At 73.2% G+C, this 17865-nt stretch carries 15 protein-coding genes; 6 read left to right on the top strand and 9 right to left on the bottom strand.

Annotated elements, in window-relative coordinates:
* Positions 1–7 precede the first annotated feature (7 nt).
* Positions 8–1636 (top strand): dihydroxyacetone kinase subunit DhaK, encoded by a 1629-nt coding sequence (locus tag BMY19_RS06030; protein WP_091677066.1) that lies wholly within the window; start codon positions 8–10, stop codon positions 1634–1636.
* 62 nt (positions 1637–1698) lie between these two features.
* Positions 1699–2655: a D-2-hydroxyacid dehydrogenase family protein gene (locus BMY19_RS06035; protein WP_170855084.1), complete on the top strand. Its 957-nt coding sequence runs from the start codon at positions 1699–1701 to the stop codon at positions 2653–2655.
* A 26-nt stretch (positions 2656–2681) separates the two neighbouring features.
* Here the strand turns inward: BMY19_RS06035 and BMY19_RS06040 are convergent, their stop codons facing one another.
* The 6 genes from BMY19_RS06040 to BMY19_RS06065 all read right to left on the bottom strand — a co-directional run bounded on the left by BMY19_RS06040 (position 2682) and on the right by BMY19_RS06065 (position 9081).
* A complete protein-coding gene (locus tag BMY19_RS06040; RefSeq protein ID WP_100251175.1) occupies positions 2682–3779 on the bottom strand; it encodes an ABC transporter permease in 1098 nt (365 codons plus the stop codon).
* Positions 3776–4699, bottom strand: coding sequence for an ABC transporter permease (locus tag BMY19_RS06045; RefSeq protein WP_100251176.1), 924 nt, complete (start codon positions 4697–4699; stop codon positions 3776–3778). The genes BMY19_RS06040 and BMY19_RS06045 overlap by 4 nt, the downstream gene beginning before the upstream one ends.
* Entirely contained in the window at positions 4696–6282 is a 1587-nt protein-coding gene (locus BMY19_RS06050; protein WP_100251177.1) for a peptide ABC transporter substrate-binding protein, read from the bottom strand. The genes BMY19_RS06045 and BMY19_RS06050 overlap by 4 nt, the downstream gene beginning before the upstream one ends.
* 2 nt (positions 6283–6284) lie before the next feature.
* Positions 6285–6722 (bottom strand): GlcG/HbpS family heme-binding protein, encoded by a 438-nt coding sequence (locus BMY19_RS06055; protein WP_100251178.1) that lies wholly within the window; start codon positions 6720–6722, stop codon positions 6285–6287.
* Between the two features lie 185 nt (positions 6723–6907).
* Positions 6908–7936, bottom strand: a complete 1029-nt coding sequence (locus tag BMY19_RS06060) for an alpha/beta fold hydrolase (RefSeq protein ID WP_100251179.1) — start codon at positions 7934–7936, stop codon at positions 6908–6910.
* Between the two features lie 80 nt (positions 7937–8016).
* On the bottom strand, positions 8017–9081 hold the full coding sequence (locus BMY19_RS06065) for a WcbI family polysaccharide biosynthesis putative acetyltransferase (RefSeq protein WP_020091925.1): 1065 nt from the start codon (positions 9079–9081) through the stop codon (positions 8017–8019).
* Between the two features lie 724 nt (positions 9082–9805).
* Between BMY19_RS06065 and BMY19_RS06070 the strand changes: the two genes are divergently transcribed.
* Complete coding sequence (locus BMY19_RS06070; protein WP_244534849.1) at positions 9806–10471, top strand: hypothetical protein; 666 nt, start codon at positions 9806–9808, stop codon at positions 10469–10471.
* A 90-nt stretch (positions 10472–10561) separates the two neighbouring features.
* Here BMY19_RS06070 and BMY19_RS06075 read toward each other — a convergent pair whose 3' ends face one another.
* Entirely contained in the window at positions 10562–11416 is an 855-nt protein-coding gene (locus tag BMY19_RS06075; RefSeq protein WP_020091927.1) for a LysR substrate-binding domain-containing protein, read from the bottom strand.
* A 92-nt stretch (positions 11417–11508) separates the two neighbouring features.
* Here BMY19_RS06075 and BMY19_RS06080 point away from each other — a divergent pair, with 92 nt between their 5' ends.
* The gene (locus BMY19_RS06080; protein WP_100251181.1) at positions 11509–12813 is read left to right on the top strand and encodes an aspartate aminotransferase family protein; all 1305 of its coding nucleotides are present in this window, start codon (positions 11509–11511) and stop codon (positions 12811–12813) included.
* A 10-nt stretch (positions 12814–12823) separates the two neighbouring features.
* On the opposite strand, the gene BMY19_RS06085 is transcribed toward BMY19_RS06080, so the two are convergent.
* Positions 12824–14689 (bottom strand): ABC-F family ATP-binding cassette domain-containing protein, encoded by a 1866-nt coding sequence (locus BMY19_RS06085; RefSeq protein ID WP_100251182.1) that lies wholly within the window; start codon positions 14687–14689, stop codon positions 12824–12826.
* 265 nt (positions 14690–14954) lie between these two features.
* Here BMY19_RS06085 and BMY19_RS06090 point away from each other — a divergent pair, with 265 nt between their 5' ends.
* Positions 14955–16019 (top strand): HD-GYP domain-containing protein, encoded by a 1065-nt coding sequence (locus BMY19_RS06090; RefSeq protein ID WP_091677041.1) that lies wholly within the window; start codon positions 14955–14957, stop codon positions 16017–16019.
* A 9-nt stretch (positions 16020–16028) separates the two neighbouring features.
* Here BMY19_RS06090 and BMY19_RS06095 read toward each other — a convergent pair whose 3' ends face one another.
* Positions 16029–16931, bottom strand: a complete 903-nt coding sequence (locus BMY19_RS06095) for a UDP-3-O-acyl N-acetylglycosamine deacetylase (protein WP_100251183.1) — start codon at positions 16929–16931, stop codon at positions 16029–16031.
* A 244-nt stretch (positions 16932–17175) separates the two neighbouring features.
* Between BMY19_RS06095 and BMY19_RS06100 the strand changes: the two genes are divergently transcribed.
* Positions 17176–17862, top strand: a complete 687-nt coding sequence (locus tag BMY19_RS06100; RefSeq protein ID WP_026604752.1) for a Crp/Fnr family transcriptional regulator — start codon at positions 17176–17178, stop codon at positions 17860–17862.
* Positions 17863–17865 lie beyond the last annotated feature (3 nt).

The following is a 17865-nucleotide window of genomic DNA, read 5'->3' on the forward strand; positions in this document are numbered from 1 at the left end:
TCACGCCATGGCCCACTTCATCGACGCCCGCTCCACCCTGGTCAACGACGCCGTCGACGGCCTCGTCGCCGCGAGCGGCGGACGCCTGGCACGGCTCGACGGCGACCCGGGCATCCGCGTCGTCCTCCGCGCCGCTCCGGATCCCGGGAAGGTCGCGGTCATCTCCGGCGGCGGCTCCGGCCACGAGCCGGCCCATGCGGGCTTCGTGGGACCGGGCCTGCTCAGCGCCGCTGTCTGCGGTGACGTCTTCGCCTCGCCGAGCGTCGACGCGGTGCTGGCCGGGATCCTCGCGGTGACGGGGCCGGCGGGGTGCCTGCTCGTCATCAAGAACTACGCGGGTGATCGGCTGAATTTCGGGCTCGCCGCCGAGCGCGCCCGGGCGCTCGGCCACAGGGTCGAGACCGTGATCGTCGCGGACGACATCGCGCTGCCGGACGCCAAGCAGCCCCGCGGCGTCGCCGGGACGCTGTTCGTCCACAAGGTGGCGGGTCATGCCGCGGAGGCCGGGGAACCGCTCGAGACCGTGGCGTCGCTCGCCCGCCGGGCGGCCGGGGCGGCGAAGTCGCTCGGCATCGCGGTCTCCACCTGCACGATCCCCGGCTCGCCGCGCAGCGAGCGGCTGGCGGAGGGACAGGCCGAGCTCGGCCTCGGCATCCACGGCGAGCCCGGCGCGGAGCGCATCGCGCTGCCGAAGGCCAGCGACCTCGCCGAGCTGATGGCCGAGCGTCTCGCGCGGGCCGTCGAAGGTGCGGACCGGCTGGCGCTGCTCGTGAACAATCTCGGCTCCGCCTCCGCGCTCGAGATGCAGGTCCTCACCCGCGCCGTGCTCGCCACCGGCCTGGGGCGGCGCGTCCGCCTGCTGCTCGGGCCCGCGCCACTGATGACGGCGCTCGACATGCACGGTGCCTCGCTGTCGGTCCTGCCGATCGACGACGCGCTGGAGCGCGCCCTGTCGGAGCCCGTCCCGGTCCCGGCCTGGCCCGCGGCGGTGCGGGTCGCGCCGCCGATCCTGCGGCCAGTGCCCGAGGGACTCGCGGGCGAGGCCTTCGCGCCGTCGCACGACGCCGTCACCGCCGCCCGGATCCGGGCCGTCGCCGAGGCCCTGATCGGGGCCGAGGACACCCTGAACGGCCTCGATGCCAAGGTCGGGGACGGCGATGCCGGCACGACCTTCGCGGGCGCGGCGCGGGCCGTCCTGGCAGATCTGGACCGGCTGCCGCAGGCGGAACCCGCGGCCCTGTGCCGGGCGCTCGCCGAGCGGATCGGGCGCGCGGTGGGCGGATCGAGCGGCGTGCTCGGCTCGATCTTCTTCGCCGCGACGGCCTCGGCCCTCGCCGGCGCCGCCGCGTGGCCCGAGGCGCTCGGGCAGGGCGTGGCGCGCGTCCAGGGTTACGGCGGCGCCCGGGCCGGCGACCGCACGCTGCTCGACGCCCTGATCCCCGCCGTCGAGGCCCTGACGGGCGGCGACCTCGCGGCCGCCGCGGCGGCGGCCCGGGCCGGCGCCGAGGCCACGGCCGGCATGGATCGCGCCGGCGCGGGCCGCTCCAGCTACCTGGCCGCCGGGGACCTCGCCGGTGTCCAGGATCCCGGTGCCGCCGGCGTCGCGGCGGCGTTCGCGGCCCTGGCCGGGGCGTAGGCGCCGCGCGCCGTCGCCCGGCATCCGTTGACGCTCCAGCCGTCGAGGCCTACCCCATCCCCATGCGCACCGGCCTGATCCTCGACGATTACCAGCAGGCGGCCCTCGCGCTCGCGGACTGGGCGCGCCTCTCCGACCGCGTCGCGGTCTCCGCGATCAGCCAGCACATCCCGAATCCGGACGACCTCGTGGCGCGGATCGCGCAGGCCGAGATCCTCGTGATCATGCGGGAGCGGACGCCGTTCCCGGCGGCTCTGCTGGAAAGGCTGCCGCGGCTGGAACTCCTCGTCACCAGCGGCATGCGCAACCTCGCCATCGACCTCGCGGCGGCCCGCGCGCGCAACGTCGTCGTCTGCGGCACCGATTCCAGCCCGACGCCGCCGACGGAGCTGACCTGGGCGCTGATCCTCGGACTGGCCCGACACGTGGCGCCGGAGAGCCTGACCCTGCGCGCGGGCGGCCCCTGGCAGAGCACGATCGGGACCGACCTCGCCGGCGCGACCCTCGGCGTTCTGGGCCTGGGGAAGATCGGGACGCGGGTGGCCGAGATCGGGCGCGCCTTCGGCATGCGGGTGATCGCCTGGAGCCCGAACCTCGACGATGGCCGCGCAGCAGCCGCCGGGGTGGAGCGGGCGGCCTCGAAGGAAGCCCTGCTGGAGGCGAGCGACGTCGTCACGATCCACCTCGTGCTGGGCGACCGGACCCGCGGCCTCCTGGGCGCGGCCGAGCTGCGCCGCATGCGCCGCGACGCGTTTCTCGTGAACACCTCGCGCGCGCCGATCATCGATCAGGCCGCGCTGGTCCAGGCGCTGAAGGACGGCTGGATCGCCGGCGCGGGCCTCGACGTGTTCGAGACCGAGCCGCTGCCGGCCGACAGCCCGTTCCGGCGCCTGCCGAACGTGCTGGCGCTGCCGCATCTCGGCTACGTGTCGCGCAACAACTACCGGACCTTCTTCACCCAGGCGGTGGAGGACATCGAGGCCTGGCTCGCCGGCGCCCCGATTCGGCAACTGGGCTGACGTCGCGGAGCTTGCCGGACCCGGGCTCAGTCCCGGCGCGGGTCCAGCGCGTCCGCGAGGCCGTCGCCGATCAGGTTGAGCGCCACCAGGGTCGCGATCAGGAACGCGGCCGGGGCCGCGAGCAGGTGCGGCGCCGCCTCGATGGAGCGGGCGCCCTCAGCGATCAGGACGCCCCAACTGGTCTGCGGCTCCTGCACGCCGAGCCCGAGGAACGACAGGAAGCTCTCCAGCAGGATCACCTGCGGCACCAGCAGCGTCGCGGTCACGGCCACCGGGCCGAGGGTGTTCGGCACGATGTGCCGGAGGATGATCCGGGATGTTCCGAGGCCGAGCGCCCGCGCGGCGCGGACGAAGTCGCGCTCGCGCAGCGACAGGGTCACGGCGCGCACCACCCGGGCCATGTCGAGCCACTCCACCGCGGCGATCGCCACCAGCATGAGCAGCAGGCTCGGGCGGAAGAAGACCAGCAGCAGGATCACGAAGAACACGAAGGGGAGCGCGTAGAGCACGTCGACGGCGCGCATCATCACGGCGTCGACGGCGCCCCCGACGAAGCCCGCCGTCGCCCCGTAGGCGACGCCGATGAGCAGGGCGACGAGGCTGGCCGCGAGCCCGATCGCCAGCGAGATCCGGCCGGCGACGAGGCAGCGGGTCAGCAGGTCGCGGCCCTGGATGTCGGTGCCGAGGGGGAAGTGCAGGCGCCGGACCGGCACCGCCACGACGAGCCCGCGGCCGCCGTCCCGCTTGTCCACGACGGTCGGGGTCCCGAACAGGGCCGAGCGCGGCAGGTAAACGAGGCTACGCCGGTCGACGCCCGCGTCGGAGCCGAGGGTGAGCCGCAACGTGTCGCCGTCGCGCTCGACCGCGTCGAGCCGCGCGCGCATCCGGAAGGCCAGACGCTCGAGCGCCGGCCGGAGACGCGCGGCGTCGGGCTGCGCGGAGAGGCCAGCCGGGAGCTGGCGCAGGTCCGGATAGGCGCGCTCGGGGTCGTGACCGGTGAGGCCCGGGCCGATCAGGCAGGCGAGGGCGATCAGGACCAGCACGGCGAGCGCCGCCACGGCGGTCCGCTCCCGCGCGAACCGGAGGACGGCGCGCCGGGCCGGCGCCGTGGAAACCGCCGTCACGCCGCCACCCGGAGGCGCGGGTCGAGCCACGCGCAGGCGAGGTCGGCGGCGAGGTTGAGCAGGATCACCAGCCCGGCGACGAGCAGGACCGTGCCCATCACCAGCGTGTAGTCGCGGTTGAGCGCACCCTCGACGAAGTACCGGCCGATCCCCGGAAGCCCGAAGATCGTCTCGACCACCACCGAGCCGGTGAGCAGGGCCGCCGCCAGCGGCCCGAGATAGGCCACCACCGGCAGCAGCGCCCCCCGCAAGGCGTGCCGGGTGACGCGGGCCGGCGGAAGGCCGAGGCTGCGCATGGTGCGGACCGGCTGCGTCCGCAGGGCCTCGGCCAGCGAGGTCCGGGTGAGCCGGGCCAGGGCACCGACCTGCGGCAGGGCCAGCGTCACCACCGGCAGGACGAGGTGGCTCGGGGCGCCGTCGTTCCAGCCGCCGAGCGGCAGCCAGCGCAGGGTCAGGCCGAAGGCGATCTGCAGCAGCGGCGCGACCACGAAGCTCGGCAGCGAGAGGGTCAGGGCGGCCCCGACGCCGAGGAGCCGGTCGACGAACCCGCCGCGCCGGAGCGCCGCCACGATCCCGAGCCCGACGCCGAGCGCGGTGGCGAGCGCGAGGGAGAGGGCGCCCAGCGTCGCCGAGACCGGCAGGCCCCGGGCGATCAGGCCGAGGACGCTCTGGTCGCGGAACGAGAAGGACGGACCGAGGTCGCCCCGCGCCAGCGCCGCGAGGTAGCTCCCGAACTGCGCGATCAGCGGCCGGTCGAGGCCGTAGACCCGGCGCAGGTTCTCCATGGCGGCGGGCGCCAGCGGCCGCTCCAGGTCGAAGGGGCCGCCCGGGGCGAGCCGCATCAGGAAGAAGCTGACGGTCACCACGGCGAGCAGCGTCGGCACCGCCTGGAGGAGGCGGCGCAGGATGAAGCGGATCACGCGTCGAGCCTCATGAAGCGGGTCGGCGCGGCGTTGCGCAGGTTCGGGTGGTAGCCGTGCAACCGCGGCGCGATCAGCGCCTTGGAGCGGTAGTGCATCAGCGGGATCCACGGCAGCTCGCGCAGGGCGATCGCCTCGGCGTCGTAGAGCAGGCCGGCCCGGCGGGTGAGGTCGCGCTCGGTGGCGGCCCGCGCCATCAGGGCGTCGTAGGCGACGTCCGACCAGTGGCCGGCATTCATGCCGTCATTCCCGCTCTGGAGCAGGAACAGGAAGTTCTGCGGATCGGAATAGTCGGCGATCCAGCTGTAGCGGGCGACGTCGAAGTCGCCGCCGTCGCGCAGGTAGGCGAAATGCGTCTTCGCGTCCGTGTAGACGTAGCGCGTCACGATTCCGAGGTCGCGCCACATCTCGCCGAGCGCCACCGCGATGGTGCGGTTGTTGTCGCTGATATTGAACCGGTACTCCACGGTGAGCGGTCGGTCCGGGCCGAACCCCGCCTCCGCGAGCAGGCGGCGCGCCTCCGCCTCGTGGTCGATCGGCAGGCCGAGGCGGCCCTCGGTCTCGGGGGGCGTGCGGTAATTGTCGAGGCCGGGCGGGCACAGGGAGTAGGCCGGGCTCATGGTGCCGCCGTTGAGGCCGTCGGCGAGGTACTCGCGGTCGATGACGAGCGACAGTGCCCGGCGGACGCGGCGGTCCGAGAACGGCGCCTTGCGGGTGTTCACCACCAGCGCCGCGAGCCCCAGCGAGGGGCCGAGCACCACCTGCGGCCCGAAGCGGCGGCGCAGGTCGGTGATCTGGTCGACGGGCAGGTCGGAGAGGGAGTCGATCTCCCCGGCGGCGTAGCGGCGCACCGCGGCGGCGATGTCGGGCGTCGGCAGGAAGGCGACGCGCCGGATCGCGAGGCTCGCGGCGTCCGGATGGTGCGGGTTGGCCTCCAGCGTGATCGCGCCGCCCGGCACGCGGTCGGCGAGCCGGTAAGGTCCGTTGGTCACGAGGTTCCCCGGCCGGGTGAAGCTGTCGCCGTAGCGCTCCACCGAGGCGCGGTGGACCGGAAGCGCGGTCTGGTGGGTCAGGAGTTCCAGGATGTAGGGCGTCGGCTGTTCCAGCGTGATCGCGAGCCGGAGCGGCGCCTCGGCGGCGACGCCGAGGGCGTCGGCCGGCGTCTCGCCGCGGTTCACGGCGGCGGCGTTGCGGATCGGGAACAGGATCTCAGCGTATTTCGCCGCCGTGGCCGGGTCGAGCATCCGGCGGAACGCGTAGACGAAGTCGTCGGCGGTGACCGGCTCGCCGTTCGACCAGCGGCCGTCGGGGCGCAGGTCGAAATGCAAGCTCACCCCGTCCTCGGAGACCGACCAGGCGCGCGCCGCGCCCGGGATGATCGTGCCCCGGTTGTCGTAGGTGAGCAGCCCGTCGCAGAGGTCGCGCAGGATGTGCGCCTCCGCGACCGTGGACGAGCGGTGCGGGTCCAGCGTCTCGGGATCGGCGTCGTTGCCGCGGCGGTAGAGTGCGTCGGCCGCGCGGGCGGGCCGGACGGCCGCGAGGGCGAACGCGCCGGCCAGCCAGTCGCGCCGGCGCGGGCGCACGGTCAGGCGCCGGTATCCGGCCTCAGGCCGGCCGCCTCGATCCCCGCCACGGCGCAGATCTCGTCGTTGTCGGAGGTGTCCCCGGAGATGCCGACCGCGCCGAGAAGGCGTCCCTCGCCGGAGCGGATCAGCACGCCGCCCGGCACCGGCACGAGGGCGTCGGGCCCGGCGAGGTGAGTCACGGCGGCGACAAAGTAGGGCTGCTGCTCCGCCCGCGCGTGGATCGCCCGGGAGCCGAGGCCCAGCGCCAGGGCGCCGTTGGCCTTGCCGCTCGCGATCTCGGCCCGGCGCAGGGACGTGCCGTCCTCGACCGCGACCGCCTTCAGCGCGCCGCGGGCATCGTAGACGACGACGGCGAGGGGCTTGAGGTTGCGGGTTCGCGCCTCCCGCAGGGCGGTGTCGACGATGGTGCGGGCGGCCTCGAGGGTCAGGTCGATCATCGGATTCCAACACGGACGCCGCTCCGGGCGGCGTCTCCATCCTTACGGACGGGGGCGCGCCGGGTCCACCGACGCGGATCGCTGCGGCCTCCGACACACGACCTCGACGTTCGGCGGCCGGCGCGAGCTCGACCCGCCGGTCTGCGAGCGCCTGCGCGCCGGTGTCCCGCGGGCCCGCTAACGGATCACGCCGGTCGCGCGGCCGGCAGGCGGATGATGCTCGCCAGGAACGCGTCGTAGCCGGCCGCGACCGCCTCCGGCCGCTCGAAATGCGGGAACGCGCCGGTCGGCAGGGTGTCGACGCGCCAGTTGGGCCGGTCGGCGACCCGCGGCACCAGCCGGTAGTCGACGAAGTCGCCGCGCTCCCCGTGCACCATCCAGACCGGGAGGCGGAGGCGCTCGTAGAGGCAGGTCGCGTCGGTGGGGAACAGGTGGCCCGCGATGAAGCAGAACGGGGCGTGCTCGGCGCCGGGCTGGTGAGCCGAGGCGTGATCGTAGGCGAGCAGACCCTCGTCGATCTCGGAGGAGCCGAAGGTCTTCTCCAGGAAGAACCGCATGCTCGGCCGCGTGACCAGCGCGTCGAAGAGCGGCCGGCCGAGCGGAGGGCGGTCGAGGACGCGGAGCAGCCAGTCGCGGCCGCGATGGCCGTCCGGCGGACCCTCCCCGGAGAGCCGGGCGTCGAACCCCGTCGGGCTCACCAGCGCGAGGCTGCGATAGGCGTCGGACCGCTCCAGGCTCGCCCGCGCCAGGAACGAGCACGAGAGCGACAGGGCGAGGGCGTCGATCGCCCAGCCGCCGTGCCGGCTCCGGATCTCGTCGACCGCCGCGTGGATCGCCTCCACCATCAGGCGCGGCGTGTAGCGGCGGCGCGAGCGCTCCGAGAAGCCGAAACCCGGGAGTTCCAGGGCGTAGACCGGGCGCGTGCCGCGGTAGCGCAGGTACAGCGGCCGGACCTCGTAGGCGTTGGCCGCCGCGTTGATGGAGTGGATCAGCAGGAGCGGCACGCCCTCGGCCTCAGCGGAGCCGTAGAGCGACAGCGCGCCGGCGCGGCGGGTTCGGATCCGCTCGTGGCGGCCCGGCAGGGCAGGCGGCAGGGTCATCCGCCGGTCCACGGCCAGCGCGCTCCAGCCGACCAGCGCCGCCGCCGAGCCGGCGAGCGTCAGGGCCGCCGCGGTCGCGGCGCGACCGGTGCGATGGCGGGACACGGAACTCATCGGAACACCTCGACGTCCTTCCCGCGGCGGCGGGCCGTGGCCGACAACGCCGGGCCCGCGGGGAAGTGCCCTTCCGGACGCTACGAGGCGTGGCCGGCGAGGCTGCCGGCATTCACCGCCGGGGCCCGGCTCGCCGGCCGCGCCGGCGCGTCGCCCCGGCCCGCGGCCTCGCGCAGGAAATCCACCGTCGGCGCGTCGTTGAGCCAGCCCTGGACGCGCTGCGAGATCAGGAGCTTCCGCTCGCGCCGGTCGTAGTTCGCGTAGGAGGCGGCGACGAATTCGGGCCGGCTCATCGTGCGCGCGGGGCCGGACCGGCGCGTCTCCGCCTTGAAGAACAGGGCGCTGCCGGGCACGCCGTAATGCTGGGCGATCTCCGGATAGACCGGCCAGCTGCCCTGGCCGCCGAGATCGTCCGGGAGGAATGCGTCGAGGTCGCATTCCTCGAAGGGCACGCCGGCCCGGGTCAGCAGGCCGCGGGCGAGGTCGGCCACCACGTAGAGCTTCGTGTGGTTGATCGAGTGCATGAAGCAGCCCCGACGCGCCCAGCGCGTGAGGTGCGTGTCGAGATCGTACCCGGCCTGGACGCCGAGGCCGCGCAGGTACGCGACCGACTCGTCCCAGAGATTGAAGTATCCGAGGCGCTCGAAGACCGGCTCGGAGAACAGCCGCAGCGCCTGCGCCTGCGAGAAGCCCGACAGGTAGGCGAACAGCGTGATCGCCGAGTGCGAGTGCCCCATCGGACCCGAGATCAGGCCGTTGAGCGTGACGTGATCCTGAACGCCCACGTGGACGAGGTCGGGATGGTAGGCGCTGAACACGATGGTCGGGATCAGGCGGACCTTCGGGTGCGTCCGAAGCGTGTCGATCGAGCCGCCGCCCTTGAACTTGGGCAGGTAGATGCTGGTGAAGACGTGGTCGTACCCGTCCGCGTGCGCCATCAGGTCGGCGAGCCGCGGGAACCGGCGGGACGCCGTGAAGGCCGAGACGAAATCCACCTGCGCGTGCGGCAGCAGGTAGCGCATCGTCTTGGCGATGGATCCGGCCTGGCAGACCCCGATCACGAGGATGCGCGGCGATCCGGTCCGCTTCTTCCCGAACTGCGCGAGCCGGTGCCGCGCGCGCCAGAGGCTATCGACGGTCAACATCCGGCCTCTCTCGCATGTCCGCGGGCCGCGGGCAAACACCGCACCCGTGCGGATCCCGCGGGCCGGGACCGCCGATCGCGCCCATCGGGAGGAGCCCCCTCGCGGTGCCGACCGTCGGACGGACTGCGCGACCCGCGCGGCGGAACCGCAGCACACGGCGACGCGCGCCGCCTGTGGATCGCCCAGGCTTGAAAGCACGCGCTCGGGGATCTCCGATTATTCGGAGCCCCACCCGCCATCTCTGAAAACAGCGGAAGCAACGCGTACAGCGGACCGCCGAATTCCTACGATGTCGCCCAGATATACGGGCCATGAAAGTCTGTCGCGGAGACGATTCAACTTGCGTGCCGTTGACAGAGTCAAGTCGTTGGATACAAATCCGATTCAACGAAGCATGAAGCTCGCGGACTGGGCGCTCGCGGTCATGAGGACCGGCAGGCCCCCGATGACCGAGGTGGATCCCCTCTCTCGCCGTGTTTCCGCGTCAGCGGCCGCTCCGACGGGCGCGGGGCGCTTCCGACCGACCTGCCTGGACAACCGGCCACGGTCCGAGCCGCTGGGACGGCGCAGCCGCGGCATGCCCGCGGTGGCACTCCTCCGCATCGCCGCGACGGTCGTCGATCCACGCCCGCATGACCGTCGGCAACCGGTCGATGCGCGGGCGACGGCGCTGCGCGGGTCGGAGGCCGGGTTCCGCATCGGGTCGAAAGCTGGAGACTGCGCGATGGATTACGTACCTCCGATGGCCGCGATCGCGGCGGCCGCACAGAAGGCGCCGCCCGGCGAGGCGACCGCGCTCACCCCGGCGCGCGACGTGAATCCCGTCGCGGCGCCGGATCCGCGGTCGATCTACACGCTCACGCCGGAGGCGGCCGGGGCCGTCTTCGCGCTCGTCGAGAACCGCATCCAGGTGATCGACGCCGCGCTCGACGTGACCGACCGGCGGGGCACGCAGGTCGCTGCCGCCGCGATGGCGACGGCCACGGCGACGACCCCGGTCGTGTCGCCGGAGACGACGAAGACGATCGGCGCCGCCAATCGCAACTGGAGCGAGGATGTCCGGTTGGATCACAGCCCGTCCCGACTCGTCGGCGCCGACACGGTCGTGGCGTACGACAGCCCGCGGGTCACGGCGGCCTGGAGCCTGGCCTTTCCGGACGTGGCCGGCCGGCGGTTCCGGGCCGTGCAATTACCGGGTCCGAGCCTCCGCTCCGTCCTGCACGACGCGGAGGCCGGGTTGGACGACACGGGGAGCGACATCTACCTGCTCTGCAACAGCGCGCATTTCGAGACGATCCGCCAAGCCCACCCGCGCACCCACATCAACTGGATCAACGTCGACAACGACGAGATCGTCGTCGTCTGGCGGAAGCCGTCCGAGGCGGGCTAGCGACAGGCCCGACCGGCTCGGGGCGGCCGCGACCGGACCGGACCGGGGCTACCCCGCCCGGACGAACGGGAGCCCAGCGGGACCGCCCGGTCAGAGCGTCGGCAGCACCGCGCGCAGGTGGGCGGCGAAGGCGCGGGTCAGCGGCGCGGCGTGCGCCTCGTCCAGGCGGATCGTCAGGCCGATCCGCGGCAGCGCGGGCAGGCCGCTGCCGCGGTTCAGGATGCGCAGGTCGGGCGGGACCGCGGCGCGGGTGAGGACCGCGACCGCCTGGGCGGAGCGCGCCACCGCCAGCAGTCCGGACAGGCTGCCGCTCGCGTAGGCGATCCGGTACGCGCGCCCGCCCGCGTCGAGGGCGGCCCGCGCCGCCCGGTGGTCCAGCGTGTCGGGGTCGCCGAGCGCGAGCGGCAACGGGTCGGGCCATGGCGCTTCGGCGCCGCGCGGCGCCACCCAGACGAGGTCCTCGCGCCGCAGGATCTCCCGCCCGGCCGCCAGCGGGACCGAGACGAGGGCCAGATCGAGCCCGCCGCGGGCGAGCCGCTCCTCCAGACGGGGTGTCGCGCCGCAGACCACCTCGATCGCCGCGTCGGGATGCAGGTGCGCGAAGCCGCGCAGCAGGGTGGGGAGGAAGGCCTGCGCGTAATCGTCCGGGCAGCCGAACCTGAGCGTGCCGTTGAGGCGGCCGCCGGACAGTTCCGCCACCGCGTCGTCATGCGAGGCCAGGATCCGGCGCGCGTGGACGAGGAGCCGCTCGCCCTGCACCGTGAGCACCACCCCGCGCCCGGTCCGGCGCAGCAGCGGCTGCGCGACCAGATCCTCCAGCCGCTTCATCTGCATGCTGAGGGCGGCCTGGCTGCGCCCGACCCGCTCCGCGGCCCGGCTCAGCGCGCCCGTCTCCGCCACCGTGGCGAAGCTGCGCAGGAGGTCGATGTCGAGGCTCTGAGCCATCAGGATCGCTGAACACTCGGTTCAGAACTATAAGCTTCTCTGGGGTTGCGGGCGGTCCTAGCATGGCGGGGCCTGCCACGGGACCCGGATCGATGACGACGCGGAACGACGACCCCGACTTCTGGACGCGCGCGCGCCGGCACCTCGTGCGCTACGGCGGCGCCTTCGCGCCGGTCATCATCGAGCGCGCGGAGGGCAGCTTCGTCTACGACGCGGACGGCCGGAAGATCCTCGACTTCACCTCCGGCCAGATGAGCGCGATCCTGGGTCACGGGCATCCCGAGATCGCCGCCGTCGTCGCCGACCACGTCGGGCGCCTGGATCACCTGTTCAGCGGCATGCTGAGCCGGCCGGTGGTCGACCTCGCGACCGAGCTGGCCAGACTCGCCCCCGGCGGGCTGGAGCGCGCGCTTCTCCTGACCACCGGCGCCGAGGCCAACGAGGCCGCCCTGCGCATGGCCAAGCTCGCCACAGGCGGCTGGGAGATCGTCAGCTTCGCGCAGTCGTGGCACGGCATGACGGCGGGGGCCGCTTCGGCGACCTACAGCGCCGGCCGCAAGGGCTACGGCCCGGCCCCGGTCGGGTCCTTCGCGATCCCTGCCCCGAACGTCTACCGCCCGACCTTCGCGCGGGACGGGGCCCCCGACTGGCAGACCGAGCTCGACTACGCCTTCGCGCTGGTGGACCGGCAGTCGACCGGCAACCTCGCCGCCTTCCTGGCCGAGCCGATCCTCAGCTCCGGCGGCATCCTCGAACTCCCGCCCGGCTACCTCGCGGCGCTGAAGCGCAAATGCACCGAGCGGGGCATGCTGCTGATCCTCGACGAGGCCCAGACCGGCATCGGCCGCACCGGCCTGATGTTCGCCTGCGAGCGCGACGGGGTGGTGCCCGACATCCTCACCCTGTCGAAGACCCTGGGCGCCGGCCTGCCCCTCGCGGCGGTCCTGACCACGCCGGAGATCGAGGATCTCTGCCACGCCCGCGGCTTCCTGTTCTACACCACGCACGTCTCCGACCCGCTGCCCGCCGCGGTCGGCCTCAAGGTGCTGGAGATCGTCCGGCGCGACGGCCTGGTCGGCCGGGCCGAGGCGGCCGGCGCGCGGCTCGCGGCGCGGCTGTGGGCGCTGCAGGAGCGCTTCGCCTGCATCGGCGACGTGCGCGGGCGCGGCCTTCTGCAGGGCGTGGAGATCGTGGCCGACCGGGACACGAAGGTGCCGGCCCCGGAACTCGGCGACGCGATCACGCGGCGCTGCCTCGAGCTCGGCTTGAGCATGAACATCGTGCAGCTGCCCGGCATGGGCGGCGTGTTCCGGATCGCCCCGCCGCTCACGGCCACGGACGCAGAGATCGACCTCGGGGTCGACATCCTGGAGCGGGCGATCGAAGCCTCGGTGTGAGGCGGCCCCGTCAGGCCGCCTCGATCTCCGCGCTGACCGTCAGCCACTCCTCCTCGGCGGCGGCGAGCGCGGTCGCGGCGTCCGACCGCATCTTGGCGATCTCGCCGGCCTTGGCGGCGTTCTCCCGGAACGCGGACCCGTCCTCCAGGGCGGCGTCGATCTTCTGGATCGCCGCGGTCAGCTTGGCCATCCGTGCCTCGATCGCCTCAAGCCGCTTGCGCAGGGGCGCGAGGGCCGCGCGGCGCTCGACGCCGGCGCGGCGCGCCTCGGCCTTCTGGCCGCCGGAGGGCTCCGAGTCGCGCTCGACCTCGCGCTCGGGCCCCGACAGGACGAAGCGCCGGTAATCGTCCATGTCGCCGTCGAAGGTCTTCACCGTGCCGTCCGCGACCAGCCAGAGCCGGTCGGCGCAGGCCTCGACGAGGAACCGGTCGTGCGAGACCAGGATGACGGCGCCCTCGTAGTCGTTGATCGCCTCCACGAGGGCCTGCCGGCTCTCGATGTCGAGGTGATTGGTCGGCTCGTCGAGGATCAGGAGGTGCGGGCCGTGGAAGGCGGCGAGCCCCATGAGCAGGCGCGCCTTCTCGCCGCCCGACAGCTTCTCGACCGGCGTGTCGGCCTTGTTGGCGCCGAATCCGAGCCGCGCCGTCGCGCTGCGGACCTTCGCCTCGGGGACATCCGGCATCAGGGTCCGGACATGCGCGTAGGCGCTCTCGGCGGGGCGCAGCTCGTCGAGCTGGTGCTGGGCGAAGTAGGCGACCTCCATCTTGGAGGAGCGCTTCACCTCGCCGGCGACCGGCCCGAGCCGGCCGCCGATCAGCTTGCAGAAGGTCGACTTGCCGTTACCGTTCGCGCCCAGCAGCGCGACCCGGTCGTCCGGCGCGAGGCTGAGGTCGAGGCCGGTCAGGACGATCCGGTCCCCGTAGCCGGCCTTGACGCGCTCCATGGCGACGATCGGCGGCGACAGCGGCTTCTCCGGGCTCGGCAGGTGGATCACCGGCACGTCGTCCTCGAGGAGCGCGGCGATCGGCTCCATCTTGGCGAGCCGCTTCATCCGCGACTGGGCCTGCCGCGCCTTGGTGGCCTTGGCCTTGAAGCGGTCGATGAAGCTCTGCAGGTGCGCGCGCTCGACATCCTGCTTGGCCTTCGCCTTGGCCTGGAGAACGCGCTTCTCCGAGAGCTGCTTGGCGAAGCTGGTGTAGCCGCCGCGGTAGATCGCCAGCTTGCCGCGGTCGAGGTGCAGGATGTGATCGACGCTGGTGTCGAGCAGGTCGCGGTCGTGGCTGATGATGATCGCGGTGCGCGGGTAGCGTTCCAGGTAATCGTACAGCCAGAGCGTGCCCTCGATGTCGAGGTAGTTGGTCGGCTCGTCGAGGAGCAGCAGGTCCGGCTCCGAGAACAGGACGGCGGCGAGCGCCACGCGCATCCGCCAGCCGCCGGAGAAGTCCGCGCAGGGCCGCGCCTGGGCCGCCGCGTCGAAGCCCAGCCCGTGCAGGATCGCGGCGGCCCGGGCCGGCGCCGAGTGGGCGCCGATATCCACGAGCCGCGTCTCGATCTCGGCCCGGCGCAGACCGTCCGCGTGCTCGGCCTCCGCCATCAGGCGGGCGCGCTCCGTGTCGGCGGCGAGCACGACCGCGTGAAGCGTCTCCGGTCCTGCCGGCGCCTCCTGGGCGACGGCGCCGATCCGCATGCCCTTGGGCAGCGCCACCGACTTCGCGTCGACCGGGAGGTCGCCGAGAATGGCCTTGAACAGGGTGGTCTTGCCGGCCCCGTTGCGCCCGACCAGCCCGACGCGGGCGCCTTCCGGGATCGTGAAGCTCGCGGAATCGAGAATCAGACGGTCGCCGATGCGGTAGGTGAGGTCGTTGACGCGCAGCATGCCGGCGTTCTGGCGGTCCGGACGCCGCGAGGCAAGCGCCGCCGTCGCGCGGGCAGGCCGGCATCCCCGTGTCGCCCCCCGACACAACGCGACGCCTATTTTAAGCTTCAAACATCAGCTTCGGCTGTCGGATTTTTAACGGAATGCCGTCAAACCTGTGGCGAGTGCTGCGCAAATAGACGCTGATAGTGCGTTCATCGGCTCCAGAACGTCGTCGCGCGAGTCGGAAAAGCGCCCGGGCGGGGGCGAGCCACAGGGGGGAATCTTGGGCCAGACCCTGATCCTGACCGACGATGTCGAGCGCGCCGAGAGGCTCGCGCGCAATCTCGGCGGCGTCACGCCCGTTGTGCTGCACGACCTCTACGGCGACGCCGTCCCGCCGCGGGGGGCGGGGCTGATCATCAGCGACGTCAGCGCGCTGACCTCCGAATCCGTGCGCCGGCTGCGCCAGGCGCTGTCCACCGCGCGCGGGCCCGGCATCCCGTTCCTGGCCCTGATCCACGGCAACCTCGGCCGCGGCGAGATCCAGGCCACCGCCCTCGGCGCGACCCGCGCGATGCCGGCCGCCGCGGTCAGCGCCATGCTGCTGAACGCGGTCGCGACCCTGATCGGCACCGCCAAGGCCCCGCCGCAGACCGGCAACTGGCAGGAGCAGGTGAACGAGGCCCGCTCGGCCTTCGTCAGCCTGTTCCGCGCCGATCAGGCGCCCCCGGCCGCGCTGGTCGAGAACGGCGCCGACTTGGTCAACCAGGCGATCCGCGAGGCCAAGGTGCGCGAATGGCTCAGGGTCGTGGCGAGCTTCGACGACGTCACGCACCGCCACTGCCTGAGCGTGGCCGGAATCGCGGCCGAGTTCGCGCGCGTCCTGGGGCTCAACGAGGCGGATTCCCGCTACCTCGTCAAAGGCGCGCTGCTCCACGACATCGGGAAGGCCAAGATCCCCCTCGCGATCCTGAACAAGCCCGCGCCGCTGACGCCGACGGAGCGCGCCGAGATGGCTCGCCACCCGGCGCTCGGACACGAGATGCTGCTGACGGGCGACTACGACGCGCTGACCCTGTCGGTGGTCCGCTCGCACCACGAGTATCTCGACGGGTCGGGCTATCCGGACGGGCTGCGCGGGCAGCAGATCCCCGACCTCGTCCGCCTGATCACCATCGCCGACATCTTCGCCGCGCTGATCGAGGCGCGCCCCTACAAGGCGCCGAAGGCCCCGCGCGAGGCCTACGCCATCCTCGAATCGATGAGGGCGAAGCTCGATGCGGACCTCGTCCGCGCCTTCGGAGCGGTCGCGGTCGCCTGCGAGACGCCCCGCCGCGCCTCCGCCTGAACCCGACCCTCAGACGAGTTCCCAGGCCTTGCCGTCCCGCATCAGGGCGGTGACGAGGGCGTGGTTCAGCTCGTGCCCCGTGTGGAACGCCGAGATCCGGCCCTCGACCGGGTGGCCCGCCAGCGCGAGGTCGCCGACGAGGTCGAGGATGCGGTGGCGAACCGGCTCGCCGGGGACGCGCATCCCGCCCAGGACGTGCCCGCGCACCAGCAGCGCTGCCGAGCGGGGCGAGACGCCCTGCAGGAAGTCGTTCCGCATCAGGTAGCCGTAGGCGCGGCCCGCCATGGCCCGCGCGTAGCGCCCGAAGCTGCGCGCCGGCGCGATCTCCCGCTCGAAGGATTCCGGCGTGATCGCGCCCGACCAGTCGATCGAGCCGAAATGCGCCAGCGCGACGTGGCCGGTGATGTGCAGGCCCGGGCCCGGCTCGATCTCGAGGCGGCGCCGCCCGTTCTCGACCGCCACCGTGCGCAGCAGGCGGATCACCCGGCAGGGCAGGCTCTGCTCGCGCCGGCCGGCGATCCGTATCGCCTCACACCACGGCGTCGCGCTCCCGTCGAAGATCGGCAACTCGTCGGCGTCGATCTCGGCCAGCACGTTGTCGATCCGCAGCGCGCTGAGCGAGGCCATCAGGTGCTCTATCGTGCGCACGAGGACGCCGTCGCGTCGCAGCGCCGAGGAGAGCGGCTGCGATTCCCGGTAGTGCCAGTGGGCGGGCACGTCGACCGCCCGTCCGTCCCTCAGGTGGCGGCGGAAGACGATGCCGTGGCCGGCCGGGGCGGGGCTGACGCGGACCGTGGCGTGCCGCCCGGAATGGAGGCTGCGGCCCGAACGCTCGAAGGGGCGTGCGAGCGTCGCCTGCTGGCGGGGACCGGTGGAGGATGTCGAGCGCGGGAAAGGTACGTCTTGATGCATCGATACTGCCCGCCTCGGCGGGCCAGGAATTTAGCCCTGATACCTGATCCACGCTAATAAACTCCTGTTCATCGGGACGCGGCTTGACCGCCCCGCCCGCGACCGTCACGATTGCGGCGCCCGATCGATCCAGCACCGCCCCGGCGGGGCGCGGCTTCACTGTGCGGGCTGCTCCCGTCCCCAGATCTGCTGGCCGGCCCCCGTCAGGGCAGGGACGGAGGCCGGAGTTGAGGGAACACGATCGATGGCGCGGTTGGGGACGATACCTTTCTTCAAGGATCCCGGCATCGAGCTCAGCCCCTACGAGCCCCGCTGCCACTGGCGCCGCTTCGACGAGAACGAGGTCCTCGTCGACTTCGACGATATCTCCACCGACGTGTACTTCATCGCCTCCGGCGAGGTCCGCATCCTGAACCGGACCCAGTCCGGCAAGGAAGTCATCCTGGGCGAGATGCGGGGCGGGGCCTTCTTCGGCGAGCTCGCGGCCATCGACGGGATCGGCCGCTCGGCCAACGTCACGGCGCTGACCCGCGGCGAGGTCTGCGTGGTGCCGGCGCCGGTCTTCCGGCAGATCGTGTTCGCCTCCGAGGCGATCGCCGACCGGCTGTTCCGGCTCCTGGCCAAGCGCGTGCGCGAGCTGAACACGCGGCTCATGGAACACGCCCTGCTCGACCTGAAGCACCGGCTCTACGCCGAGCTGCTCCGCCTCTCCGTGCCCCGGGCCGGCACGGCGGGCGAGCGGGTGGTCTCGCCGCCGCCCTACCACCACGTCCTCGCCGCGCGGATCGGCTGCCGCCGCGAGCAGGTGACCCGGGAGTTCACCGCGATGGCGGCGGAGGGACTGGTCGACCGCACCCGCGGCGCCCTGGTCCTGCGCCGGCCGGACCTCCTGGAAGCGCGCGTGGCCGAGGCGCTGCGCGAGGATTCCTGATCC

The sequence above is a fragment of the Methylobacterium sp. UNC300MFChir4.1 genome (assembly GCF_900110155.1).
GTDB lineage: Bacteria > Pseudomonadota > Alphaproteobacteria > Rhizobiales > Beijerinckiaceae > Methylobacterium.